This is a genomic window from Thiobacillus sp. SCUT-2 (genome assembly GCF_035621355.1).
Classification (GTDB): domain Bacteria; phylum Pseudomonadota; class Gammaproteobacteria; order Burkholderiales; family Thiobacillaceae; genus Thiobacillus; species Thiobacillus sedimenti.
The window spans coordinates 496228-517539 of the sequence record NZ_CP141769.1 but is presented as its reverse complement, the minus strand read 5'-3'; the positions used below and the strand labels follow the sequence as shown (position 1 = coordinate 517539).

Here is a 21312-nt window from a genome sequence, read left to right as displayed (position 1 = left end):
TGAGTTCGGCAAAAACAAAGAAGCGGGCGGCTCCCACCGCCCGCTTCCAGGTTCGGTCGCGCCGCGTCAGTTACACGCCGGACAGGCGCCGGTGCCGCAGGCGTGGGACGGCGCGTCGGACTTCGGCTCGCCAGGCTTGCTCCCGCCGTTCTTGAAGTCCGTGGCATACCAGCCCGTCCCCTTCAGGGCGAAGCCCGCCGCGGTGACCTGCTTGGCGTAGTCCGGCTTGCCGCACGACGGGCAACCCGTCAGCGGCGCATCCGACACCTTCTGCATTTCGTCCTGGGCGAAGCCGCAGGAGGCACATCTGTAGGCGTAAATCGGCATAAAAATCTCCGACAATCAAGAAGTTGCGTAATTATACCTAAAGCGCCCGACCAACGGGCAGGCACAGGCACCCGAAGGACCGGCTCACAAGCCCATCTGGACGCGACACGGCGCGTTTCAAGCCCCCTCGCTTACCAGGCCAGGCTGAGGCTGCCGTAGACGCGGCGGCTGAAGATGTTGGTATCGCGAAATTCCTGATAGCTGCCGAGCAGGCTCTGTCCGACGACCGCCGCCTCGACCTCGCGCCCCTCCCAGGTCCAGCGCCGCGCCAGGCGCAGGTCCATGCGGTTGTAGGCCTGGGTGATGTCGCCCTCGGACAGCCACTTCATGGCATCGCTGCGCCACAGGCCGAGGCTCGCCTGCCAGCCCAGGCCCGGGCTGTAGCTGGCGAGCAGCCCCCAGGTGTTGCGGGGGGCGGACACCGGGACATCCTTGTTGAAGTTGATGACGTTGTGGATGCCTGCTCCACCAAAATGCGCGTCCAGGAATACCCGCGCATAGTGCGCGCTCACGTCGACGGCATGCACGGGCCGCCACCGCAGCTGGATCTCGCCGCCGTGCGAGCGCGCGCTGCCGATGTTGGCGTATTTGAACTCGTTCGGGCGGAGCGCGCCGTCGTTGACGAAATTGTATTTGTCCTGCCCGATGAAGTCGTCGATCTTGTCCATGAACAGCCGCGCGTCCATTTCGAGGCGGGCCGCACGCCAATGGCCGACGTAGCCGATCTCGCGCGACAGGACGCGCTCGGGTTTCAGGCCGTCGGACGGCACGGTCACGACGTCGGCGATCGCGCCGGACTGCAGGACAAAGACCTGGTTGCCGTCCTGCTCGAAAAAGGTGGGCGAGCGGTAGGCGCGCGAAACGCCGAGCCGGATGACGTGCCCCGGCACCACGGTGAAATTGGCCGCAATACGCGGCGAAAGGTCGGTGCCCGTGAAATAGTGGTGCTCAAGCATCGTGCCGCCCTGCAGCAGCAGCCGATCATGCGGACGCCACTCGACGTTGCCGAACACGCGCGCCAATTCGCCGCTCAAGGTCCGGCCGGAATTGTAGTTCTGCGGGCTGCCCACCGTCTCGCGCCGCAGTTCGCCGCCCCATACCCCCCGCAGATCCGACCGCCACTGCTCGTTCACCTGCAGTTCGACGTTGCTGCGCGTCTGCAGCAGATACTGGTCGACGTTCACGAGGCCGAAGCCGAGCGACGTCAGGTCTGCCGCAGCATTGGCATCGAAACGGTTCTGCGCGTGGTAGGCCTGCAAGCGCCACTCGCGGCGCGCGGACTCGATCTTGTGATGGGCGACCTGCAGATACAGCGCGCCCGAGTCCTGCGTGCGCGGTTCGAGGGCGCTCCTCGGATCCAGGGTCTGCTTGCCGGCCTTCCAGTCGCCCTGCGACACGCCGAATTGCGCCATCGCATCGGAATCGGCGGACAGCTGCCAGTCCCAGCGGCCGTTGAGAAAGTAGGTCTTGCTGGCCTCGAAGTACTGTCCGTTGTCCCCGACGCCGGCCCCGGTCTTGGTCGTGATGTCGCGTTCGAAGCGGTCGCGCTGCTGCGCCGATGCCGTGAGACGGTAGCGGAGGGGACCGTCTCCGCCCCCGTGGCGAACGGTCGCGCCGCGCATCCCCTGCTCGCCGTACTGCAGCGAAACGAACTCGCCCCCGACCTGCGCTGCCGTCTTGGTGATGATGTTGATGACCGCGGCGAAGGCGTTTGCACCATAGAGGGCGGCATCGGGGCCGCGCACGACTTCGATGCGCTCGATGTCGTCGATGGAAAGCGGCAGGTCGGTCCAGTTCACCGAACCGTAGTGGGGGCTGTAGATCGAGCGACCGTCGACCAGGACCTGGAAGCGGCGCGAATAGGCGTCGCCGAGCCCGTGATAGCCGGCCGCCCAGGTGTTGTCGCGCGTGTAAGCGACCGAGAAACCGGGCACCAGGCGAAGCAGGTCGGGGATATCCCGGAAACCCGAGGCACGGATCATGTCCTGGTCGATGACGGTGACGGCGGCCGGCGCTTCGTTGACCGGTTGCGACAGCCGCGACACCGACAGCACCACGGGGATGTCGTCGAGAAATTCGGATTCGGTGACGTCGGCACGCGCCAACGGGGCGCACGCCAGGGCGCCGCCCATACATAAGGCGCGCGCCAGCGTCCCGAGTGTCCCATTTGATCTGCTGTTCACCGCATTGCCGGTGCGCATGCGCACCGCCTCCCTGCCCACCCTGTTTGTTATGTATTCCAGGGATAACGGCCGAATGTTCCGCGTCCCTGACGTCAGAACGGAATATCGTCGTCCATGTCGTCGAAACCGCTGCCGGCCGGGCGCTGCGCGGGCGCCGGCGCACTGGCACGCGGCTGGCTGCGCGGCGCGGACTGCGGCGCATAGCCGCCCTCGTCCATTTCGGCCATGCCGCCGCCGCTGCGGCTTCCCAGCATCTGCATGCGGTCGCCGCGGATCTCGGTCGAGTATTTCTCGACCCCGTCCTTGTCGGTGTACTTGCGGGTGCGGATGCTGCCCTCGACGTAGACCTGGCTGCCCTTCTTCAGGTATTGCCCGCACACTTCGGCGGTGCGCCCGAAAAAGCTGACGCGGTGCCATTCGGTCGCCTCGACCATCTGGCCGCTCTTGTCCTTGTACTTGTCGGTGGTGGCGATGGCGAGGTTGGCGACCGCTTCTCCGCTCGGCAGATACCGCATTTCGGGGTCGCGCCCCAGGTTGCCGACCAGAATCACTTTGTTGACGGATGCCATGTTTTCCCCTGAACAGACCTGATTGAACGTGGACCGATTCTATCAGGCTTCGATCAGGCTCCCACGGCCTCGAGCAGCAGGCGCGCAGCGGTCTCGTCCCAGCCCTGCAGGCTGACCTTCAGCATGGCCACGCCTTCTTCGGCCAGCACCGCGACCTCCACCACGCCCGCCACGCCGGCCAGCTGGGCCTTCAGCAGCGCCGCGCGATCGGCCGGCATCGTCCCCACGCGGAACATGCGGGTCTTGATCGCCGGCGGCGGCGTCATCGACAGGCTCGCAAGCAGCCAGATCGCCATCAGGCCGACGCTGAACATGAACACCGCATGGAAACCGAAGTGCTGCGCGAGCCAGCCGCCGACCGCGCCGCCAAAGAACAACCCCAGCGCCTGCGCGGTGTTGTAGACGCCCATCGCCGTGCCCTTGGCCGATGCGGGCGCCAGCTTGGAGATCAGCGAAGGCAGGCTCGCCTCGAGCAGGTTGAAGGCGACGAAATAGAAGAACAGCGCGCCGACGATGCCCCAGAAGCGATCGATGCCCAGCGCCATCCCGAGCTGCGCCAGCAGCATCAGCGCCACCGCGCCGACGAACACCGGCTTCATCTTGCCGCGCGTCTCGCCATAGATGATGGCCGGCACGATCAGGACGAAGGATCCGAGCAGCACCGGCAGGTAGACCGCCCAGTGGTGGTCGGCGGCCAGGCCGCTGTTCTTGAGCGCGACCGGGACCACGACGAACATCGCCATCTGCGCGGCATGCAGCGCGAAAATGCCGAAATCGAGGCGCAACAGCTGGCCGTTCTGCAGCACATCCTTCAGCCGCGCGGGGTTCGCCTGCGCATCGGCGTGAAAATGGCTGCTCTCCGGGTCCGGCACCCACACCTTGACGACCCAGATCGCGGCCAGCGCGAGCACGCCGGTGAGCGCGAAAATTCCCGGCACGCCCATCAGGCGGTTGAGCGCGGGGCCGGCGACGAGCGACACGGCGAAGGTGAGCCCGATGGTCGAACCGATCATCGCCATCGCCTTGGTGCGGTGCTCCTCGCGGGTGAGGTCGGCCAGGAGGGCGGTGATCGCCGCGGAAATCGCGCCGGCGCCCTGCACGGCGCGGCCGGCGATCGTCCAGTAGATGTCGGACGCGGTCGCGGCGATGAAGCTGCCCGCCGCGAACAGGATGAGGCCGAAGATGATGACCTTCTTGCGCCCGATGCGGTCGGACGCCATGCCGTAGGGGATCATCAGGAGCGCCTGCGTCAGGCCGTACATGCCGAGCGTCAGGCCGACGAGGGTGTGACTGGTGCCGCCCGGCAGATGCTCGGCGTAGAGCGCGAAAACCGGGAGGATCAGGAACATGCCCAGCATGCGCAGACCAAAAATCGCAGCGAGGCCAGAAGCCGCGCGCTTCTCCGCGCGGGTCATGCTTTCCGACAGATCGATCTGTGCCACGGTGTGATACGGCGAAGTCTGGAAGTCCGTTATATTAGCAGGTTGCGAATTACGCCTCACGCCCCCAACATGGAATCCATCCGCATCCGTGGCGCCCGCACCCACAACCTGAAGAACGTGAATCTCGACCTGCCGCGCAACAAGCTGGTCGTGATCACGGGGCTGTCGGGATCGGGCAAATCCTCGCTGGCGTTCGATACCCTGTATGCCGAAGGCCAGCGCCGCTACGTCGAGTCGCTGTCGGCCTACGCGCGGCAGTTCCTGCAGCTGATGGAGAAGCCCGACGTCGACCTGATCGAAGGGCTCTCCCCGGCGATCTCGATCGAGCAGAAGGCGACCAGCCACAACCCGCGCTCGACCGTCGGCACCGTCACCGAGATCCACGACTACCTGCGCCTGCTCTACGCGCGCGTCGGCGACCCGCAGTGCCCCGAGCACGGCATCACGCTCGCCGCGCAGACGGTGTCGCAGATGGTCGACGCCGTGCTGGCGCTGCCCGAGGACACCAAGCTGATGATCCTCGCGCCGCTGGTCGTCGGCCGCAAGGGCGAGAACGTCGAGCTGTTCGCCGAACTGAGAGCCCAGGGCTTCGTGCGGGTGCGGGTCGACGGCGCCGTGCACGAGCTCGACGCAGTACCGAAGCTCGACAAGAACAAGAAGCACACCATCGAGGTCGTGGTCGACCGTCTCAAGGTGCGCGCGGACGCCAAGCAGCGGCTGGCCGAGAGCTTCGAGACCGCGCTCAGGCATGCCGAGGGTCGGGCGCTCGCGGTGGAGATGGACTCCGGCAAGGAACATCTCTTCTCCGCCAAGTTCGCCTGCCCCATATGCAGCTACGCGCTGCCCGAACTGGAGCCGCGGCTGTTCTCGTTCAACAACCCGATGGGCGCGTGCAGCCAATGCGACGGCCTGGGCCAGATTACCTTCTTCGACCCGGCACGGGTGGTCGCCTTCCCGCATCTGTCGCTGGCCAGCGGCGCGATCAAGGGCTGGGACAAGCGCAACCAGTTCTTCTTCATGATGCTGCAGAGCCTGGCGATGCACTACGGCTTCGATCTCAACACGCCGTGGGAAGACCTGCCGAAGCGCGTCCAGGACGTGATCCTCGACGGTTCCGGCAAGGAGGCGATCGCCTTCCAGGCGCTGGCGCCGCGCGGCGGCTTCACCACGCGCAAGTATCCGTTCGAGGGCGTGCTCGCCAACATGGAGCGGCGCTACCACGAGTCCGATTCGATGGCGGTGCGCGAGGAACTCGCCAAGTACCAGAACAACAAGCCCTGCCCGGCCTGCCACGGCACCCGCCTGCGCGAGGAGGCCCGCCACGTGATGGTCGGCGGCGCGCCGATCTACCAGGTGAGCGCGATGCCGCTGAAGGAGGTGCTCGCCTTCTTCGAGATGCTCAGGCTCGAAGGCCACCGCGCCCAGATCGCCGACAAGATCGTCAAGGAGATCGTCGCCCGCGTCGGCTTCCTCAACAACGTGGGCCTGGACTACCTGTCGCTCGACCGCTCGGCCGACACGCTCTCGGGCGGCGAAGCGCAGCGCATCCGGCTCGCTTCCCAGATCGGTTCGGGCCTGACCGGCGTGATGTACGTGCTCGACGAGCCGTCGATCGGCCTGCACCAGCGCGACAACGACCGCCTGCTGGCGACCTTGAAGCACCTGCGCGACATCGGCAACTCGGTGCTCGTCGTCGAGCACGACGAGGATGCGATCCGCGCGGCCGACTACGTGGTCGACATGGGCCCCGGCGCCGGCGTGCACGGCGGCGAAGTCGTGGCCGAGGGCACGCCGGAGGAGATCCGGCTGGCCAAGCATTCGCTCACCGGCCAGTTCCTCTCGGGCCGCCGCCAGATCGCGATCCCGAAGAAGCGCCGCAAGGCAAACGCCGACCGCCAGCTGGTCGTCACCGACGCGAGCGGCAACAACCTCAAGCACGTCACGCTCAACCTGCCGGTCGGGCTGCTGGTCTGCATCACCGGCGTGTCGGGCTCGGGCAAGTCGACGCTGATCAACGACACGCTCTACACGGCGGTGGCGCGCCACCTCTACGGCTCGTCGGCCGAGCCCGCGCCGCACGGCGAGATCCAGGGCCTCGAATTCTTCGACAAGGTGATCAACGTCGACCAGAGCCCGATCGGCCGCACGCCGCGCTCGAATCCGGCGACCTACACCGGCCTCTTCACGCCGATCCGCGAGCTCTTCGCCGGCGTCCCGGAGGCGCGCGCGCGCGGCTACGGCCCGGGGCGTTTTTCCTTCAACGTCAAGGGCGGGCGCTGCGAGGCCTGCCAGGGCGACGGCGTGGTCAAGGTCGAGATGCACTTTCTTCCTGACATCTACGTGCCGTGCGACGTCTGCCACGGCGCGCGCTACAACCGCGAGACGCTGGAGGTGCACTACAAGGGCAAGACGATCCGCGACGTGCTGGAGATGACGGTCGAGGACGCCGCCGAATTCTTCGACGCGGTGCCGGTGGTGAAGAAGAAGCTCACCACGCTGATCGACGTCGGGCTGGGCTACATTCGCCTCGGCCAGTCGGCCACCACGCTGTCGGGCGGCGAGGCCCAGCGCGTCAAGCTCGCGCTGGAACTCTCCAAGCGCGACACCGGGCGCACGCTCTACATCCTCGACGAGCCGACCACCGGCCTCCACTTCGCCGACATCGACCTGCTGCTGAAGGTTTTGCAGCGCCTCGCCGACGCGGGCAACAGCGTGGTCGTCATCGAGCACAACCTCGACGTCATCAAGACCGCCGACTGGCTGGTCGACCTCGGCCCCGAGGGCGGCGCCGGCGGCGGCATGATCATCGCGGAGGGCACGCCCGAGGACGTCGCCGCCAATCCGGCCAGCCACACCGGAAAATATCTGCAGCCGGTGCTGGCCCGACGCTGATGGTCGAGTCCGTCCGCCTCTCCAAGCTGATGTCCGAGCGCGGGCTGTGCTCGCGCCGCGAGGCGGACGCCTACATCGAAAAAGGGCTCGTCTTCGTCGACGGCCGCCGCATCACCGAACTCGGCACCAAGGTCGACCCCGACTGCGCGATCCGGCTCGATGTCGAGGCGACGGCCCGGCAGGCCGAGCGGGTCACCATCCTGCTGCACAAGCCGGTCGGCTACGTCTCGGGCCAGCCCGAGCCAGGCTACCAGCCAGCCGCCGCGCTGATCCGCCCCGACACGCGTTGGCGCGAGGACCGCGCGCCGCGTCGATTTTCACAAAAGCAGCTGAAGGGCCTCGCCCCCGCGGGGCGGCTCGACATCGACTCGACCGGCCTGCTGGTCCTCACGCAGGACGGCCGCATCGCGAAGCAGCTGATCGGCGACGATTCCGACGTCGAGAAGGAATACCTTGTCCGTGTCGAGGGCCACCTCGATGACCGCGGCCTCGCACTGCTCAACCACGGCCTGTCGCTCGATGGCCGCACGCTGCGCCCGGCCAGGGTCGCGTGGCAGAACGCCGACCAGCTGCGCTTCATCCTCAAGGAAGGCCGCAAGCGCCAGATCCGTCGCATGTGCGAGCTGGTGGGGCTGAAGGTGGTGGGCCTGAAGCGCGTGCGCATCGGCGGGGTCAGGCTGGGGGAGCTGCCGCTCGGGCAATGGCGTTATCTGCGAGCTGACGAGCGCTTCCTTTAGACGGCGCGGGGACCGCGACGCTTGTATGCCGGCCATTTTGGCGTATGAATAAGGGTTGCGGACGCTCGCCGCGCCCGCCTCGTGTCGAAACTCACTTCAAGGAGGTCCCATGCCATCCAGACTACTCGTTTCACTGTTCGCCGTCCTCGCGCTGACTGCCTGCCAGAAGGCGCAGGAAGCCGCCGCGCCTGCCATGGACCAGGCGAAGGAAGCCGCCGGCGCGGCGGCGGACTCCGCTCACGAAGCCGCAGGCGCCGCGAAGGAAGCGGCGGGGGCAGCGGCAACTGCCGCAGGGGACGCCGCAACGGCTGCCGGAGACGCAGCAGCCAAGGCAGCGTCCGAAGCGGCCCAGGCTACGGCGGACACTGCCGCCGCCGCGGCAGCAAAAACCCAGGAAATGGCCGACAAGGCCAAGGAAGCGACCAAGCAGTAAACCTGCCGCCCGCCAGCCCGAGCGGCCAGCCGGTGTGGCCGCTTTTTTTGTGCCGTGCGCGGCCGGCATCCTCCGGCCGTGCACGCCTTCGCTTCGCCGACGCCATGCCCTCACCGAATCCCCGCACCCTGCTGCTCGACTCGTTCCGCGCCGCCGTCGCCGCCTCCGACCCCGCGCGCATCCTGCCCGGGCACCTGCCCCAACCGCCGCGTGGGCGTACCCTGGTGGTCGGCGGCGGAAAAGCGGCGGCCAGCATGGCCGCCGCCGTCGAGGCCCATTGGCCGTCGGATGCACCGCTCTCGGGACTCGTCGTCACGCGCTACCGGCACGGCTTGCCCACGCGCCGCATCGAGGTCGTCGAGGCGAGCCATCCCCTCCCGGACGGCCGCGGCCAGGCCGCCGCCTTGCGCATGCTCGACCTGGCGCGGACACTGGGGCCGGACGACCTGCTGCTGGCGCTGATCTCGGGCGGCGGCTCCAGCCTGCTCGCCGCGCCGGTCGACGGCGTGACGCTGAAGGAACTGCGCCAGGTGACCAAGGCACTGCTCGGCGCGGGCGCGACCATCCACGATATCAATACCGTCCGCAAGCACCTGACCCGCGTGTCGGCCGGGCAGCTTGCACGGGCAGCGTCGCCCGACGGCCACGGCGCGGCCGTGCAGGCGCGCATCCTTTCCGACGTCGTCGGCGATGACCCGAGCGACATCGCTTCCGGCCCCTGCGCCCCCGACGCCACGACCTGTGCCGATGCGCTGGAGCGGCTGGCGCGTTTCGGCATCGTGCCGCCCCCGAGCGTGCGCGCCCACCTTGAACGCTGCGTTGCGGGCGTCGAGCCCGACACCCCGAAGCCGGGCGACTCCTGCTTCGAGCGGGTGGAAAACCGTGTGGTCGCGAACGCGCGTACCGGTCTCGACGCTGCAGCCCGCCATTTCGAAGCCCACGGCATTCGTGCCCTGGTCCTCTCCGACAGCGTCAGCGGCGATGCGCAGGCCGTCGCCCGGCAGCACGCGGCGCTCGTCCGCGCTTCAGCCCGGCGTGGCCCGCTCGCCCTGCTCTCCGGCGGCGAAACGACGGTCACGTTGCGCCCGCAACATGGCCGCGGGGGACGCAACGCCGAATTCCTGCTGGCGCTGGCCCTGGCCCTGGGCGACACGCCCGCGTGGGCGCTGGCAGCCGACACCGACGGCATCGATGGCAGCGAGGACAACGCCGGCGCGCTGCTGGCGCCGGATACGCTGGCACGCGCGGCCGCGCTCGGCATCGACGCCGCCCGCTCGCTGGCAGAACACGACAGCTACGGCTTCTTCGCCGCCTTGGGCGACCTGATCGTCACCGGCCCCACGCGCACCAACGTGAACGACTACCGCGCCGTGCTGCTCGGTCTGGCGTGAGTGGCCTCAGTTCGGGCGCTGTACCTGCACGGGGTCGCCGACCTTCAGGCCGAACACCGCGGCGGCACTGCCCCGGTTGACCGCCAGCTCGACCAGGCCGACGCTGTTCACGAACCAGAACGCTTCGCCCTTTCCGACGCCGCCGAAGGTGTCGCCATATTTGAACAGGCTTCCGCCTGCCGTCACGCGCGTCTTCGGCGGCGCCCCGCGCACGCCGCTCCACGCGTTCCCGTAATGGTCGATGTAGATCACCCGCGCCAGGTCGCCTGCATCGAACTCGACCTTCAGGGAGGGGACGGGCGCAAGCTTGTCCGCGGGAAAGGCGCCGCGCGCGATGTCCGCGGCAATCCGCGCGAACAGGTCCCGCCCGTGAAAGGTCGCCGACAGCGTCTCCGGCCGCCAGGTGATGCGCCACACACGGGTGTCCGTATTGCGGGCGGCGACCACCGACAGCAGCCCGTTGTCCGGCCCCACGAACCAGTGCCCCCCTGCCATCAACACCACCGCGTCGCGCGGCGTACCCACGCCGGGGTCGACCACGGCCAGGAAGACGCAGCCCGGCGGAAAGCCCGGCGCGAAGGCGGCGAGGAGATGCGCGCCGGCGTGCGCGTTGAAGTCCGGCGCCTCGTGCAGCAGATCCACCACGCACTCGCCGGGTGCGTGCTCGGCCAAGCGCGCCTTGACTTGGCCCACGTAGGGATCGCGCGTCCCAAAGTCGGTGAAAAGAACGATCACGTGGTGCCCCCGCAGCGAATCGATATCCGGACTATGCCTGACCGGGCGCCACCGCGACAAGCCGGTCCGCGCCACCAGGCTCTAACCCCCTCTTCAAATGAAAAAAGCCGGGCGAACCCGGCTTTTTCTTCTGCTGGCTGCAGTGCGTCAGTCGGCGTCCGCCGGAACCACGTCGGTGTCCGGGCGATCGACCAGTTCGACCAGCGCCATCGGTGCGTTGTCGCCAACACGGAATCCGTACTTCAGGATGCGCAGATAGCCACCCGGACGCGTCTTGTAACGCGGGCCCAGCTCGCCGAAAAGCTTCACCACCATCTCGCGGTCGCGCAGACGGTCGAAGGCCAGGCGGTGGTTCGCCAGCGTGGGCTCCTTGCCCAGCGTGATCAGCGGCTCGACGAAGCGGCGCAGTTCCTTGGCCTTCGGCAGCGTGGTCTTGATGACCTCATGGCGCAGGAGCGAGACGCTCATGTTGCGGAACATGGCCAGCCGATGGCTGGTGGTGCGGTTCAGCTTGCGATTGGATTGACGATGACGCATGGCAATTTCCTTTCAGGTTCTATTCTTGGGCAAGGCCGCCTGCCACGGCGACCCGCGCTTTGTTGTTTTGGGTTTTAAAATCAGGGGCGCTCGAGGCCGGCCGGCGGCCAGTTTTCCAGCTTCATGCCCAGCGACAGGCCCTTCGAAGCGAGCACGTCCTTGATCTCGTTGAGCGACTTGCGACCGAGATTCGGCGTGCGCAGCAATTCGGTCTCGGAGCGCTGGATCAGGTCGCCGATGAAGTAGATGTTCTCGGCCTTGAGGCAGTTCGCCGAGCGAACGGTCAGTTCGAGATCATCGACCGGGCGCAGCAGCATGGGGTCGACCTGCGGCGAACGCGGCGACTCCGACTCGGCAGGCGTACCTTCGAGGTCGGCAAACACGGACAACTGGCTCACCAGGATGCGCGCAGCGGTGCGGACCGCTTCCTCGGGCTCGACGACGCCATTCGTCTCGATGTCAATGACCAGACGGTCGAGGTCGGTGCGCTGCTCGACGCGCGCGCTTTCAACCGAGTAGGCGACGCGACGCACCGGGCTGAAGGAGGCGTCGACCAGAATCGAGCCGACCGAACGCGTCTCGTCCGCGACCTTGCGGGCCGTCGCCGGCTGGTAGCCGCGCCCAGCCTCGACCTTGATTTCCATGTCGAGCTTGCCGCCCTTCGTCAGGTGCGCGATCACGTGATCCGGATTGAGCACTTCGATATCGTGGCCGACTTCGATGTCGCCCGCCGTCACGACGCCTTCACCCGACTTGGAGACCTTGAGAACCGCCTCCGACTTGCCGTGCATCTTGAACGCGATGCCCTTGAGGTTCAGCAGGATGTCGACGACGTCTTCCTGCACGCCCTCGATGGTCGAGTACTCGTGCACGACGCCGCTGATGCTCACCTCGGTCGGCGCATAGCCCACCATGGAGGACAGCAGAATACGACGCAGCGCGTTGCCGAGCGTGTGGCCATAGCCGCGCTCGAAGGGTTCCATGATGACCTTGGCGTGCAGCGGGGAGGCACGATCGACCTCCACAATACGCGGCTTGAGAAATTCCGTAGCGCTTTGCATAAAGTGCGATTCCTTAAGACCCAGTCAAAGAGACCCAGCCAGCTTATTTACTTGGAGTACAGTTCGACGACCAGCGACTCGTTGATGGTCGAAGGCAGTTCGGAACGCTGCGGCGCGGCCTTGTAGGTGCCCTTCAGGGCCTTGGCGTCGACCTCGACCCACTCGGGGTAGCCGCGCGCCGCGGTCGCTTCGGCAGCCGCCTTGATGCGCAGATGGGCCTTCGCCTTGTCCGACACCTCGACCACGTCGCCCGGCCGCACCTGGTAGGACGGAATGTTCACGCGACGACCGTTCACCGTGATGCCGTTGTGGCGGACGACCTGACGCGCCTCGGTACGCGACGCGCCGAATCCCATGCGATAGCAGACGGAGTCCAGACGCGATTCCAGCATCGACAGCAGGTTTTCACCGGTCACGCCCTTGGCGCTGTCGGCTTTCTTGTAGGTCAGACGGAACTGGCCTTCGAGCACGCCGTAGATGCGGCGGATCTTCTGTTTCTCGCGCAGCTGGACGCCGTAGCCGGACAGGCGGGCGCCGCTCTTCTGGCCGTGCTGGCCGGGCGCGTAGCTGCGGCGCTCGATGGCGCACTTGTCAGTGAAGCACTTCTCACCCTTGAGAAAGAGCTTCTCGCCTTCGCGGCGGCACTGACGGCATTTGGGATCAAGATTACGAGCCATGATATTCCCTGGTAATTAGATACGACGCTTTTTGGAGGGACGGCAGCCGTTGTGCGGGATCGGGGTGACATCCGAGATCGCGGTGATCTTGAAACCCAGCGCGTTCAACGCACGCACGGTGGATTCGCGGCCGGGGCCGGGCCCCTTGATCCGCACCTCCAGGTTCTTGACGCCATATTCCTGCGCCATCTTCCCGGCGTTCTCGGCCGCAACCTGCGCCGCGAAGGGCGTGGATTTGCGCGAGCCCTTGAAGCCGGCGCCACCCGCGGTCGCCCACGAGAGGGCGTTGCCCTGGCGGTCGGTGATCGTCACGATCGTGTTGTTGAACGAAGCGTGAATGTGCGCGATGCCTTCGGCGACATTCTTCTTGACCTTTTTGCGAACGCGCGCTGCAGTTTTGGTAGCCATGATTAACCTTTACTTTTTGATGGCCTTGCGCGGGCCCTTGCGGGTACGCGCATTGGTGCGGGTGCGCTGGCCGCGCACCGGCAGACCCTTGCGGTGACGGAAGCCGCGATAGCAGCCGAGGTCCATCAGACGCTTGATGTTCATGGTGATTTCACGACGCAGGTCGCCCTCGACCGTGAACTTGGCCACGCCCTCGCGCAAGCGTTCCATTTCGGCGTCGGAAAGATCCTTGATCTTCGCGTTCTGCGCCACGCCAGCCGCGTCGCAGATCTTGCCGGAGGTCGTCCGGCCGATGCCGTAAATGGCGGTCAATGCAATAACCGCGTGTTGATGATTCGGGATATTAACCCCAGCAATACGAGCCATTCGCAATGCTCCGAACGGAAAACAAAAAATTATAACACACCAACCCGCCTTCAGGTCGGTTCGAATTCAATTTAGCGCGCAGCGCTCAGCCCTGGCGCTGCTTGTGACGCGGATCCTCGCAGATCACGCGCACCACGCCCTTGCGGCGTACCACCTTGCACTTACGGCACATTTTCTTGACAGAAGCCTGCACTCTCATGGTTTTCTCCATTCACCGACCGGCCGCAGGGGCCGGTCAAAAATCATTTCGCCCGGAATACGATCCGGCCTTTGGTCAGGTCGTAAGGTGTCAGCTCGACCGTCACCTTGTCTCCCGGCAGGATGCGGATGTAGTGCATCCGCATTTTTCCCGAGATATGACCCAGCAAAACATGTCCGTTTTCCAGCTTGACCCGAAAGGTCGCATTCGGCAGGTTCTCGAGGACTTCGCCCTGCATCTGAATCACGTCTTCCTTCGACATCAGCGCCCCGCCAAGCCGTTCTTGAAATTGGCCTTTTTCAGCAAGCCTTCATACTGGTGCGACATTACGTAAGCCTGCACCTGCGCCATGAAATCCATCGTCACCACCACAATGATCAAGAGCGATGTCCCCCCGAAATGGAACGGCACGTTCCATTTCAGGATCAGGAACTCGGGCAGCAGACACACCAACGTGATGTAGATCGCTCCCACCAGCGTCAGCCGCGTCAGGATCTTGTCGATGTAGCGCGCCGTCTGCTCGCCCGGACGGATGCCCGGAACGAAGGCCCCGCTCTTCTTGAGGTTGTCCGCCGTCTCCTTCGAGTTGAAGACCAGCGCCGTATAGAAGAAGCAGAAGAAGATGATCGCCAGCGCATACAGCAGCACGTAAATGGGCTGCCCGGGCGCGAGCGTCGCGCCGAGGTCCTTCAGCCAGCCCATGCTCTCCCCGCTCCCGAACCAGCCCGCAAGGGTCGCCGGAAACAGGATGATGCTGGACGCGAAGATCGGCGGAATCACGCCAGCCATGTTCAGCTTCAGCGGCAGGTGCGAGCTCTGGCCGCCCACGACCATCTTCCCGACCTGGCGCTTCGCGTAGTTGACCAGGATCTTGCGCTGCCCCCGTTCCACGAAGACCACCAGCGCCGTCACCAGCAGCACCGCAACGAACAGCATGAGGACCAGCGGGATCGAAAATGCGCCTGTCCGCGTCAGTTCGAGGGTGCCGCCGATTGCATGCGGAAGTCCGGCCGCGATGCCGGCGAAAATGATGATCGAGATGCCGTTCCCGAGGCCGCGCTCGGTCACCTGTTCGCCAAGCCACATCAGGAACATCGTCCCGGCCGTCAGCGTGAAGACGGTCGTCAGGCGGAATGCCAGACCCGGCTCGAGGACGAGGTTCGCCTGCGCCTCGAGCGCGATGGCGATACCGAGCGCCTGGAATACCGCCAACACCAGGGTGCCGTAGCGCGTGTACTGCGTAATCTTGCGCCGCCCGGCCTCGCCTTCCTTCTTGAGCGCCTCGAGTTGGGGCGACACCGTCGTCATCAGCTGGACGATGATCGACGCCGAGATATACGGCATGATGCCGAGCGCAAAGACGCTGAAGCGCGACAACGCCCCCCCGGAGAACATGTTGAACATGCCGAGGATTCCGCTCTGCTGCGACTTGAACAACTGATCCAGCACCAGCGGATCGATGCCCGGCACCGGAATGAAGGTCCCGATCCGGTACACGACGAGGGCACCGAGCAGGAACAGCAGACGGCGCTTGAGGTCGCCGAATTTGTTCAGACCGGTCTTGGGGGTAGCCAATGCGTGTTCCCCGAGGATTTATTCGCCGACGCTGCCGCCAGCCGCTTCGATCGCGGCGCGCGCACCCTTCGTCGTGGCGATGCCGCGGAGCTTGACCGCCTTGCCGATCTCCCCGGACAGGTAAACGCGCGCGGCCTTGGCGCCCGCGCCCACGACCCCGGCCTGCTTCAGCACCAGCAGGTCGATCTCGTCGGCCCCGATCGCCGCGATGTCCGCAAGCCGAACGCGTGCGGTGTCGGCCTTGGTCAGGGACACGAAGCCGCGCTTCGGCAGGCGGCGATGCATCGGCATCTGGCCGCCTTCAAAGCCGACCTTGTGGAAGCCGCCCGCTCGCGATTTCTGGCCCTTGTGGCCCCGGCCCGCGGTTTTCCCGAGCCCCGAGCCGATGCCGCGCCCGACGCGCCGCTTGTCCTTCTTGGCGCCGTCGGCCGGTTTGATGTTGTTCAGTTCCATTTAAGCCTCGCACTTCACCAGATAGGCGACCGTGTTGATCATGCCGCGGTTGGCCGGGGTGTCCAGCACCTCGACCGTGTGATTCAGCCGACGCAGGCCGAGTCCGCGCACGCAAGCCCGATGGGGCGCCTTGGTACCGATCAGGCTCTTGACCAGCGTCACCTTGATTTTCTTCTGCTCGCTCATGGCTTACCCCGTGATTTCTTCAACGGATTTGCCGCGCTTGGCCGCGATTTCGGACGGCGTCGACATCTTCATCAAGCCGTCGATCGTGGCGCGAACGACGTTGTAGGGATTGGTCGAGCCCAGGCACTTGGCGAGCACGTTCTGCACGCCCATCACCTCGAAGACGGCGCGCATGGCCCCGCCGGCGATGATGCCGGTACCTTCCGACGCGGGCTGGATCAGCACGCGCGATGCGCCATGCTGGCCCACCACGGTGTGATGGAAGGTGCCGTTCTTCAGGCTGATCTTGACCAGCTTGCGGCGGGCTTCTTCCATGGCCTTCTGCACGGCCACCGGGACTTCGCGGGACTTGCCCTTGCCCATGCCGATGCCGCCATCGCCATCGCCGACCACCGTCAGCGCTGCAAAACCCATGATCCGGCCGCCCTTCACCACTTTGGTGACGCGGTTGACCGAAATCATCTTCTCGCGCAAGCCGTCGCCGCGCTCTTCGTTACTCGTAGGTGCTGTACGGGCCATCTTGAGTCTGCCTCGTTAAAATACCAAACCGCCTTCGCGGGCCGCGTCCGCCAGGGCCTTCACGCGCCCATGGAACTTGAAGCCCGATCGGTCGAAGGCCACTTTTTCAATGCCCAAGCCCTTGGCCTTTTCAGCCAGTCGCTTGCCCACCGCCGCGGCAGCCGCGATGTTGCCGCCGTTGGGCACCGCCGTCCGCATGTCCTTGTCGTTCGACGACGCGCTTGCCATCACCGTGCCGCCATCCGCCGAAATGATCTGGGCGTAGATGTGGCTGTTGGTGCGGTGGATGGCCAGGCGGATCGCCTTGACGGCCGCGATCTTGGCGCGGGTTTTGCGCGCTCTGCGAATCCGTGATTGCTTGGTGTTCATGCTCTGTCCTTAAGCCTTACTTCTTCTTGGTCTCTTTCTTGATGACCACTTCGTCGCTGTAGCGAACGCCCTTGCCCTTGTAGGGCTCCGGCGGGCGATAGGCGCGAACGTCCGCGGCCACCTGGCCCACCATCTGGCGATCGATACCCTTGATCACGATCTCGGTCTGCGACGGCGTCTCGACCTTGATGCCGGCCGGCATCTTGTGCACGACCGGGTGTGAAAAACCGAGCGTCAGGTTCAGTGCGTCGCCCTGGGCCTGGGCGCGGTAGCCGACGCCGATCAGCGTCAGCTTCTTCTCGAAGCCCTTCGAGACGCCCTGGACCATGTTGTTGACGAGCGCACGCATGGTGCCCGCCATCGCGTTCGCCTGGGTGCTGCCGTCGGCCGGCGCGAAGGTCAGCACGCCATCGTTGAGGGCGACATTGACATCCGCGGCCGCGGCGCGGCTCAGCGAGCCGAGCGGCCCCTTGACGGCGATCGTCGAACCGACCGTGACCTCGACGCCCTTCGGCAGCGTAATGGGATTCTTGGCTACACGTGACATATCCGCTCTCCTTACGCCACCACGCAGAGGACTTCGCCGCCCACGCCGTTGGCGCGCGCGCGGCGGTCCGTCATCACACCGCGGGACGTCGACACGATCGCGACGCCCAGGCCATTCATGACCCGCGGCAACTCTTCCGCGCCCTTGTAGATGCGCAGGCCGGGCTTGCTGACGCGCTCGATGTGCTCGATGACCGGACGCCCGGCGTAATACTTAAGCTGCAGCTCGAGCTCGGGCTTGCCCGCCTCGCCGCGAACGGCGAAATCCTCGATGTAACCCTCGTCCTTCAGCACCGTGGCGATGGCCACCTTGACCTTGGAGGAAGGCATCGCCACCGACGCCTTCTCGACCGCCTGCGCGTTGCGGATGCGGGTCAGCATATCCGCGATCGGATCACTCATACTCATATCGTTTGCCCCTTACCAGCTAGCCTTGACGATGCCGGGAATCTCGCCGCGCATCGCGTACTCGCGCAGCTTGCCGCGCGCCAGGCCGAACTTGCTGAACACGCCGCGCGGACGACCGGTCAGCTGGCAGCGATTGCGCTGGCGCACCGGACTCGCGTTGCGCGGCAGCGCCTGCAGCGCCTTGTAGGCGGCAGCGCGGTCTTCATCGCTGCTTTGCGCGTTGGCGATCACAGCCTTCAGCTCGGCGCGCTTGGCGGCATACTTCTTCACCATGCGGGCGCGCTTTTCTTCACGGTTGATCAAGGATAACTTGGCCATGCCTACCTCAATTCTTGAACGGGAAACTGAAGGCGGCCAGCAGTGCACGCGCTTCATCGTCAGTTTTCGCGGTGGTGGTGATGGTGATGTTCATCCCACGCAGCGCATCAATCTTGTCGTACTCGATCTCGGGAAAGATGATCTGTTCCTTGACGCCCATGTTGTAGTTGCCACGACCGTCGAAAGACTTGCCCGACACCCCGCGGAAGTCGCGGATACGCGGCATCGCGACCGTCACCAGGCGATCGAGGAACTCGTACATCCTGGCGCGGCGCAGCGTGACCATGCAGCCGACGGGATAGTTTTCACGAATCTTGAAGCCGGCGATCGACTTCTTCGACTTGGTGACAACCGGCTTCTGGCCGGCGATCTTCTGCATGTCGCCCACGGCAAATTCCATCACCTTCTTGTCCGCAACCGCCTCGCCCACGCCCATGTTGAGCGTGATCTTCTGGATGCGCGGCACTTCCATGATGGACTTGTAGCCGAACTGCTCGATCAGCTTCGGCACCACGGTCTCACGATAAAATTCTTGCAAACGCGCCATGATTACCCCTGAGCGTCAACCATTTCGCCATTGGACTTGAACACGCGAACCTTGCGGCCGTCCTCCAGCACCTTGAAACCCACGCGATCGGCCTTCTGCGTCGCCGTGTTGAACAGCGCGACGTTGGAGCTGTCGATCGGCATTTCCTTCTCGACGATCCCACCCTGGATGTTGCGCATGGGATTCGGCTTCTGGTGCTTCTTGACGCGATTCACGCCCTCGACCACCACGTGCCCATCGTCCAGCACTCGCAGCACGGTCCCGCGCTTGCCCTTGTCCTTGCCCGTCAGGACGATGACCTGATCGTTTTTACGAATACGTGCCATGATTCCCTCTTACAGAACCTCGGGCGCCAGCGAGACGATCTTCATGAACTTCTCGGTGCGCAATTCACGGGTAACCGGCCCGAAGATACGGGTGCCGATCGGCTCCAGCTTGTTGTTGAGCAGGACGGCCGCATTGCCGTCGAAGCGCACCAGCGAGCCGTCGGGACGACGCACACCCTTGGCGGTGCGAACCACCACGGCGTTGTAGACATCGCCCTTCTTGACCCGGCCGCGCGGGGCCGCATCCTTGATGCTGACCTTGATGATGTCGCCGACGCTGGCGTAGCGACGATGGCTGCCCCCCAACACCTTGATGCACATGACGGAACGCGCACCCGTGTTGTCTGCAACGTCCAGTACGGACTGCATCTGAATCATTTAAATTGCCTCCAACTTAACCCACCATGCGGTGGCCAGTTTTGGATCCCGTTCGGGAGAAACTCCGCCTCAGGCGGAGGTGCTTGAGTCAGCGAACCGGATCAACCCACCCGGCCAGCCAACCGGAAAACCCGGCACTATACCGGGTTTATGTACATCATGCAAGCTTAGACGCGTGCGCGCTCGATCAGCTTGCTCACCTTCCAAGCCTTGGTGCGCGACAGCTTGCGGGACTCCTCGATCTGCACCGTGTCGCCCTCGTGGAACTCGTTGTTCTCGTCGTGGGCATGGTATTTCTTGGACAGGCGAATGACCTTGCCGATCACCGGATGCTTGACGCGACGCTCGACCAGCACCGTCACCGTCTTGTCCATCTTGTCGCTCACCACGCGCCCGGTCAGGGTGCGCACCATCTTCTTGCTTTCAGTCATGCTTGACCCGCCTTCTCGCGCATAATGGTCTTCACCCGGGCAATGTCGCGGCGCAACTTGCCGAGATCGGCCGTCTTGTTCGACTGCTGGGTGGCCACCTGCATCCGAAGCGCAAAGTGGGCACGCAGCAGGGACTCAAGTTCCTGCTTCAGTTCTGCGGCATTCTTGCCGCGCAGTTCTTTCGTGTTCATCAATCAGCTCCCGATCATGCGGGTCACGAACGTGGTCGGAATCGGCAGCTTGGCGGCAGCCAGACGGAACGCCTCGCGTGCCAGCGCCTCGTTCACGCCGTCCATCTCGTACAGCACCTTGCCGGGCTGGATCTCGGCGACGTAGTACTCGGGCGCGCCCTTGCCGTTACCCATCCGGACTTCGGCGGGCTTACGGGAGATCGGCTTGTCCGGGAAAATCCGGATCCAGATGCGGCCGCCACGCTTGATGTGGCGCGTCATGGCACGGCGCGCCGCTTCGATCTGGCGTGCCGTCAGGCGTCCACGGCCAACGGCCTTGAGGCCGAAATCCCCGAAGCTGACCGTCGCACCCCGGGTTGCCAGGCCCGTGTTCCGGCCTTTTTGTTCCTTGCGGAATTTTCTTCTAGCTGGCTGCAGCATGTTTCACTCCTGATTTCTTGCCGCGCTTTTCCGTTTCGGCCGCCACGGGCTGTTCGCCACGATTCAGCGCGTCACCCTTGTAGACCCAGACCTTGATGCCGATGATGCCGTAGGTCGTCTTCGCCTCGGCAAATCCATAGTCGATATCGGCGCGGAGCGTATGCAGAGGCACGCGCCCCTCGCGATACCACTCGGTCCGCGCGATTTCGGCGCCGTTAAGGCGGCCCGAGCTCATGATCTTGATGCCCTGGGCACCCAGGCGCATCGCGTTCTGCATCGCGCGCTTCATGGCGCGACGGAACATCACGCGCTTCTCGAGCTGCTGGGCGATGCCATCGGCGATGATCTGCGCGTCGGTCTCCGGCTTGCGCACTTCCTCGATGTTGACGTGCACCGGCACGGACATCATGCGTGCGAGTTCGCTGCGCAGGACCTCGATGTCCTCGCCCTTCTTGCCGATCACGACGCCGGGGCGGCCGCTGAAGATGGTGATGCGCGCGTTCTTCGCGGGGCGCTCGATCAGCACCTTCGAAACCGAGGCGTGGGCAAGCTTCTTCTTCAGGTAGTCACGAACCTTGATGTCCTCGAGCAGCGTGCTCGAGAAATTGCGGTTCGAGCCGTACCATTTGGCGCTCCAGATACGCTGAACGCCAAGACGGAACCCAATCGGATGTATTTTCTGTCCCAT

Annotated in this window: 31 protein-coding genes; 4 read left to right on the top strand and 27 right to left on the bottom strand. The window is 65.1% G+C overall.

The genetic code is table 11. The features are described 5' to 3' along the window. Positions 1–66: 66 nt before the first annotated feature. The 4 genes from VA613_RS02510 to VA613_RS02495 form a co-directional block, all read right to left on the bottom strand. Complete coding sequence (locus VA613_RS02510) at positions 67–327, bottom strand: FmdB family zinc ribbon protein (RefSeq protein ID WP_324780289.1); 261 nt, start codon at positions 325–327, stop codon at positions 67–69. A 131-nt stretch (positions 328–458) separates the two neighbouring features. Beyond that, positions 459–2459, bottom strand: a complete 2001-nt coding sequence (locus VA613_RS02505; RefSeq protein WP_407702877.1) for a TonB-dependent receptor plug domain-containing protein — start codon at positions 2457–2459, stop codon at positions 459–461. A gap of 143 nt (positions 2460–2602) precedes the next feature. Beyond that, on the bottom strand, positions 2603–3079 hold the full coding sequence (gene ssb, locus VA613_RS02500; RefSeq protein WP_324780287.1) for a single-stranded DNA-binding protein: 477 nt from the start codon (positions 3077–3079) through the stop codon (positions 2603–2605). A 53-nt stretch (positions 3080–3132) separates the two neighbouring features. Next, positions 3133–4494 carry an MFS transporter gene (locus tag VA613_RS02495; protein WP_324781209.1) on the bottom strand — a complete coding sequence of 454 codons (1362 nt, stop codon included), beginning with the start codon at positions 4492–4494 and terminating at the stop codon, positions 3133–3135. A 96-nt stretch (positions 4495–4590) separates the two neighbouring features. Between VA613_RS02495 and uvrA the strand changes: the two genes are divergently transcribed. The 4 genes from uvrA to VA613_RS02475 all read left to right on the top strand — a co-directional run bounded on the left by uvrA (position 4591) and on the right by VA613_RS02475 (position 9974). Then, positions 4591–7413 carry an excinuclease ABC subunit UvrA gene (gene uvrA, locus VA613_RS02490; RefSeq protein WP_324780286.1) on the top strand — a complete coding sequence of 941 codons (2823 nt, stop codon included), beginning with the start codon at positions 4591–4593 and terminating at the stop codon, positions 7411–7413. Further along, complete coding sequence (locus VA613_RS02485; protein ID WP_324780285.1) at positions 7413–8150, top strand: pseudouridine synthase; 738 nt, start codon at positions 7413–7415, stop codon at positions 8148–8150. Before uvrA ends, VA613_RS02485 begins: the two co-directional genes overlap by 1 nt. A 109-nt stretch (positions 8151–8259) precedes the next feature. Then, positions 8260–8583, top strand: coding sequence for a hypothetical protein (locus VA613_RS02480; RefSeq protein WP_324780284.1), 324 nt, complete (start codon positions 8260–8262; stop codon positions 8581–8583). 104 nt (positions 8584–8687) lie between these two features. Then, positions 8688–9974, top strand: coding sequence for a glycerate kinase type-2 family protein (locus VA613_RS02475; protein ID WP_324780283.1), 1287 nt, complete (start codon positions 8688–8690; stop codon positions 9972–9974). Between the two features lie 6 nt (positions 9975–9980). Here the strand turns inward: VA613_RS02475 and VA613_RS02470 are convergent, their stop codons facing one another. The 23 genes from VA613_RS02470 to rpsC all read right to left on the bottom strand — a co-directional run bounded on the left by VA613_RS02470 (position 9981) and on the right by rpsC (position 21312). Then, on the bottom strand, positions 9981–10709 hold the full coding sequence (locus VA613_RS02470; RefSeq protein ID WP_324780282.1) for an SAM hydrolase/SAM-dependent halogenase family protein: 729 nt from the start codon (positions 10707–10709) through the stop codon (positions 9981–9983). A 147-nt stretch (positions 10710–10856) separates the two neighbouring features. Further along, positions 10857–11246: a 50S ribosomal protein L17 gene (rplQ, locus tag VA613_RS02465; RefSeq protein ID WP_324780281.1), complete on the bottom strand. Its 390-nt coding sequence runs from the start codon at positions 11244–11246 to the stop codon at positions 10857–10859. 80 nt (positions 11247–11326) lie between these two features. Continuing rightward, positions 11327–12307, bottom strand: coding sequence for a DNA-directed RNA polymerase subunit alpha (locus VA613_RS02460; RefSeq protein ID WP_324780280.1), 981 nt, complete (start codon positions 12305–12307; stop codon positions 11327–11329). 47 nt (positions 12308–12354) lie between these two features. Continuing rightward, positions 12355–12984 (bottom strand): 30S ribosomal protein S4, encoded by a 630-nt coding sequence (rpsD, locus tag VA613_RS02455; protein WP_324780279.1) that lies wholly within the window; start codon positions 12982–12984, stop codon positions 12355–12357. Positions 12985–12999: 15 nt separating this feature from the next. Next, positions 13000–13392 carry a 30S ribosomal protein S11 gene (gene rpsK, locus VA613_RS02450; RefSeq protein WP_324780278.1) on the bottom strand — a complete coding sequence of 131 codons (393 nt, stop codon included), beginning with the start codon at positions 13390–13392 and terminating at the stop codon, positions 13000–13002. A 9-nt stretch (positions 13393–13401) separates the two neighbouring features. Further along, entirely contained in the window at positions 13402–13758 is a 357-nt protein-coding gene (gene rpsM, locus VA613_RS02445; protein WP_324780277.1) for a 30S ribosomal protein S13, read from the bottom strand. Between the two features lie 85 nt (positions 13759–13843). Further along, positions 13844–13957, bottom strand: coding sequence for a 50S ribosomal protein L36 (gene rpmJ / locus VA613_RS02440; protein ID WP_296651123.1), 114 nt, complete (start codon positions 13955–13957; stop codon positions 13844–13846). A gap of 43 nt (positions 13958–14000) precedes the next feature. Continuing rightward, the gene (gene infA / locus VA613_RS02435; protein WP_151608575.1) at positions 14001–14219 is read right to left on the bottom strand and encodes a translation initiation factor IF-1; all 219 of its coding nucleotides are present in this window, start codon (positions 14217–14219) and stop codon (positions 14001–14003) included. Then, positions 14219–15532: a preprotein translocase subunit SecY gene (gene secY / locus VA613_RS02430; protein WP_324780276.1), complete on the bottom strand. Its 1314-nt coding sequence runs from the start codon at positions 15530–15532 to the stop codon at positions 14219–14221. Before secY ends, infA begins: the two co-directional genes overlap by 1 nt. 18 nt (positions 15533–15550) lie before the next feature. Beyond that, on the bottom strand, positions 15551–15985 hold the full coding sequence (rplO, locus tag VA613_RS02425) for a 50S ribosomal protein L15 (RefSeq protein ID WP_324780275.1): 435 nt from the start codon (positions 15983–15985) through the stop codon (positions 15551–15553). Beyond that, positions 15986–16171: a 50S ribosomal protein L30 gene (rpmD, locus tag VA613_RS02420; RefSeq protein ID WP_324780274.1), complete on the bottom strand. Its 186-nt coding sequence runs from the start codon at positions 16169–16171 to the stop codon at positions 15986–15988. 3 nt (positions 16172–16174) lie between these two features. Then, on the bottom strand, positions 16175–16690 hold the full coding sequence (rpsE, locus tag VA613_RS02415; RefSeq protein WP_324780273.1) for a 30S ribosomal protein S5: 516 nt from the start codon (positions 16688–16690) through the stop codon (positions 16175–16177). A gap of 15 nt (positions 16691–16705) precedes the next feature. Beyond that, a complete protein-coding gene (gene rplR, locus VA613_RS02410) occupies positions 16706–17059 on the bottom strand; it encodes a 50S ribosomal protein L18 (protein WP_324780272.1) in 354 nt (117 codons plus the stop codon). A 16-nt stretch (positions 17060–17075) separates the two neighbouring features. Beyond that, a complete protein-coding gene (gene rplF / locus VA613_RS02405; protein WP_324780271.1) occupies positions 17076–17606 on the bottom strand; it encodes a 50S ribosomal protein L6 in 531 nt (176 codons plus the stop codon). An 11-nt stretch (positions 17607–17617) separates the two neighbouring features. After that, positions 17618–18013 carry a 30S ribosomal protein S8 gene (rpsH, locus tag VA613_RS02400; protein ID WP_324780270.1) on the bottom strand — a complete coding sequence of 132 codons (396 nt, stop codon included), beginning with the start codon at positions 18011–18013 and terminating at the stop codon, positions 17618–17620. A gap of 12 nt (positions 18014–18025) precedes the next feature. Beyond that, a complete protein-coding gene (gene rpsN, locus VA613_RS02395; RefSeq protein WP_324780269.1) occupies positions 18026–18331 on the bottom strand; it encodes a 30S ribosomal protein S14 in 306 nt (101 codons plus the stop codon). Positions 18332–18338: 7 nt separating this feature from the next. After that, entirely contained in the window at positions 18339–18878 is a 540-nt protein-coding gene (gene rplE / locus VA613_RS02390; protein WP_324780268.1) for a 50S ribosomal protein L5, read from the bottom strand. 2 nt (positions 18879–18880) lie between these two features. Further along, positions 18881–19204, bottom strand: a complete 324-nt coding sequence (rplX, locus tag VA613_RS02385) for a 50S ribosomal protein L24 (RefSeq protein WP_324780267.1) — start codon at positions 19202–19204, stop codon at positions 18881–18883. A gap of 9 nt (positions 19205–19213) precedes the next feature. After that, on the bottom strand, positions 19214–19582 hold the full coding sequence (gene rplN / locus VA613_RS02380; protein ID WP_312534209.1) for a 50S ribosomal protein L14: 369 nt from the start codon (positions 19580–19582) through the stop codon (positions 19214–19216). Between the two features lie 167 nt (positions 19583–19749). Then, entirely contained in the window at positions 19750–20013 is a 264-nt protein-coding gene (gene rpsQ / locus VA613_RS02375; protein WP_324780266.1) for a 30S ribosomal protein S17, read from the bottom strand. Continuing rightward, on the bottom strand, positions 20010–20204 hold the full coding sequence (gene rpmC, locus VA613_RS02370) for a 50S ribosomal protein L29 (protein WP_324780265.1): 195 nt from the start codon (positions 20202–20204) through the stop codon (positions 20010–20012). Before rpmC ends, rpsQ begins: the two co-directional genes overlap by 4 nt. 3 nt (positions 20205–20207) lie before the next feature. After that, positions 20208–20624 carry a 50S ribosomal protein L16 gene (gene rplP, locus VA613_RS02365; RefSeq protein ID WP_324780264.1) on the bottom strand — a complete coding sequence of 139 codons (417 nt, stop codon included), beginning with the start codon at positions 20622–20624 and terminating at the stop codon, positions 20208–20210. Next, positions 20608–21312: a 30S ribosomal protein S3 gene (rpsC, locus tag VA613_RS02360; protein ID WP_324780263.1), complete on the bottom strand. Its 705-nt coding sequence runs from the start codon at positions 21310–21312 to the stop codon at positions 20608–20610. Before rpsC ends, rplP begins: the two co-directional genes overlap by 17 nt.

Excerpts from the sequence above, each read along its gene's own strand:
- VA613_RS02510 (WP_324780289.1), bottom strand. The coding sequence starts at position 327 with ATGCCGATTTACGCCTACAGATGTGCCTCCTGCGGCTTCGCCCAGGAC.
- VA613_RS02505 (WP_407702877.1), bottom strand. The coding sequence starts at position 2,459 with ATGGGCGGCGCCCTGGCGTGCGCCCCGTTGGCGCGTGCCGACGTCACC.
- ssb (WP_324780287.1), bottom strand. The coding sequence starts at position 3,079 with ATGGCATCCGTCAACAAAGTGATTCTGGTCGGCAACCTGGGGCGCGAC.
- VA613_RS02495 (WP_324781209.1), bottom strand. The coding sequence starts at position 4,494 with ATGACCCGCGCGGAGAAGCGCGCGGCTTCTGGCCTCGCTGCGATTTTT.
- uvrA (WP_324780286.1), top strand. The coding sequence starts at position 4,591 with ATGGAATCCATCCGCATCCGTGGCGCCCGCACCCACAACCTGAAGAAC.
- VA613_RS02485 (WP_324780285.1), top strand. The coding sequence starts at position 7,413 with ATGGTCGAGTCCGTCCGCCTCTCCAAGCTGATGTCCGAGCGCGGGCTG.
- VA613_RS02480 (WP_324780284.1), top strand. The coding sequence starts at position 8,260 with ATGCCATCCAGACTACTCGTTTCACTGTTCGCCGTCCTCGCGCTGACT.
- VA613_RS02475 (WP_324780283.1), top strand. The coding sequence starts at position 8,688 with ATGCCCTCACCGAATCCCCGCACCCTGCTGCTCGACTCGTTCCGCGCC.
- rplQ (WP_324780281.1), bottom strand. The coding sequence starts at position 11,246 with ATGCGTCATCGTCAATCCAATCGCAAGCTGAACCGCACCACCAGCCAT.
- VA613_RS02460 (WP_324780280.1), bottom strand. The coding sequence starts at position 12,307 with ATGCAAAGCGCTACGGAATTTCTCAAGCCGCGTATTGTGGAGGTCGAT.
- rpsD (WP_324780279.1), bottom strand. The coding sequence starts at position 12,984 with ATGGCTCGTAATCTTGATCCCAAATGCCGTCAGTGCCGCCGCGAAGGC.
- rpsK (WP_324780278.1), bottom strand. The coding sequence starts at position 13,392 with ATGGCTACCAAAACTGCAGCGCGCGTTCGCAAAAAGGTCAAGAAGAAT.
- rpsM (WP_324780277.1), bottom strand. The coding sequence starts at position 13,758 with ATGGCTCGTATTGCTGGGGTTAATATCCCGAATCATCAACACGCGGTT.
- rpmJ (WP_296651123.1), bottom strand. The coding sequence starts at position 13,957 with ATGAGAGTGCAGGCTTCTGTCAAGAAAATGTGCCGTAAGTGCAAGGTG.
- infA (WP_151608575.1), bottom strand. The coding sequence starts at position 14,219 with ATGTCGAAGGAAGACGTGATTCAGATGCAGGGCGAAGTCCTCGAGAAC.
- rplO (WP_324780275.1), bottom strand. The coding sequence starts at position 15,985 with ATGGAACTGAACAACATCAAACCGGCCGACGGCGCCAAGAAGGACAAG.
- rpmD (WP_324780274.1), bottom strand. The coding sequence starts at position 16,171 with ATGAGCGAGCAGAAGAAAATCAAGGTGACGCTGGTCAAGAGCCTGATC.
- rpsE (WP_324780273.1), bottom strand. The coding sequence starts at position 16,690 with ATGGCCCGTACAGCACCTACGAGTAACGAAGAGCGCGGCGACGGCTTG.
- rplR (WP_324780272.1), bottom strand. The coding sequence starts at position 17,059 with ATGAACACCAAGCAATCACGGATTCGCAGAGCGCGCAAAACCCGCGCC.
- rplF (WP_324780271.1), bottom strand. The coding sequence starts at position 17,606 with ATGTCACGTGTAGCCAAGAATCCCATTACGCTGCCGAAGGGCGTCGAG.
- rpsH (WP_324780270.1), bottom strand. The coding sequence starts at position 18,013 with ATGAGTATGAGTGATCCGATCGCGGATATGCTGACCCGCATCCGCAAC.
- rpsN (WP_324780269.1), bottom strand. The coding sequence starts at position 18,331 with ATGGCCAAGTTATCCTTGATCAACCGTGAAGAAAAGCGCGCCCGCATG.
- rplE (WP_324780268.1), bottom strand. The coding sequence starts at position 18,878 with ATGGCGCGTTTGCAAGAATTTTATCGTGAGACCGTGGTGCCGAAGCTG.
- rplX (WP_324780267.1), bottom strand. The coding sequence starts at position 19,204 with ATGGCACGTATTCGTAAAAACGATCAGGTCATCGTCCTGACGGGCAAG.
- rplN (WP_312534209.1), bottom strand. The coding sequence starts at position 19,582 with ATGATTCAGATGCAGTCCGTACTGGACGTTGCAGACAACACGGGTGCG.
- rpsQ (WP_324780266.1), bottom strand. The coding sequence starts at position 20,013 with ATGACTGAAAGCAAGAAGATGGTGCGCACCCTGACCGGGCGCGTGGTG.
- rpmC (WP_324780265.1), bottom strand. The coding sequence starts at position 20,204 with ATGAACACGAAAGAACTGCGCGGCAAGAATGCCGCAGAACTGAAGCAG.
- rplP (WP_324780264.1), bottom strand. The coding sequence starts at position 20,624 with ATGCTGCAGCCAGCTAGAAGAAAATTCCGCAAGGAACAAAAAGGCCGG.
- rpsC (WP_324780263.1), bottom strand. The coding sequence starts at position 21,312 with ATGGGACAGAAAATACATCCGATTGGGTTCCGTCTTGGCGTTCAGCGT.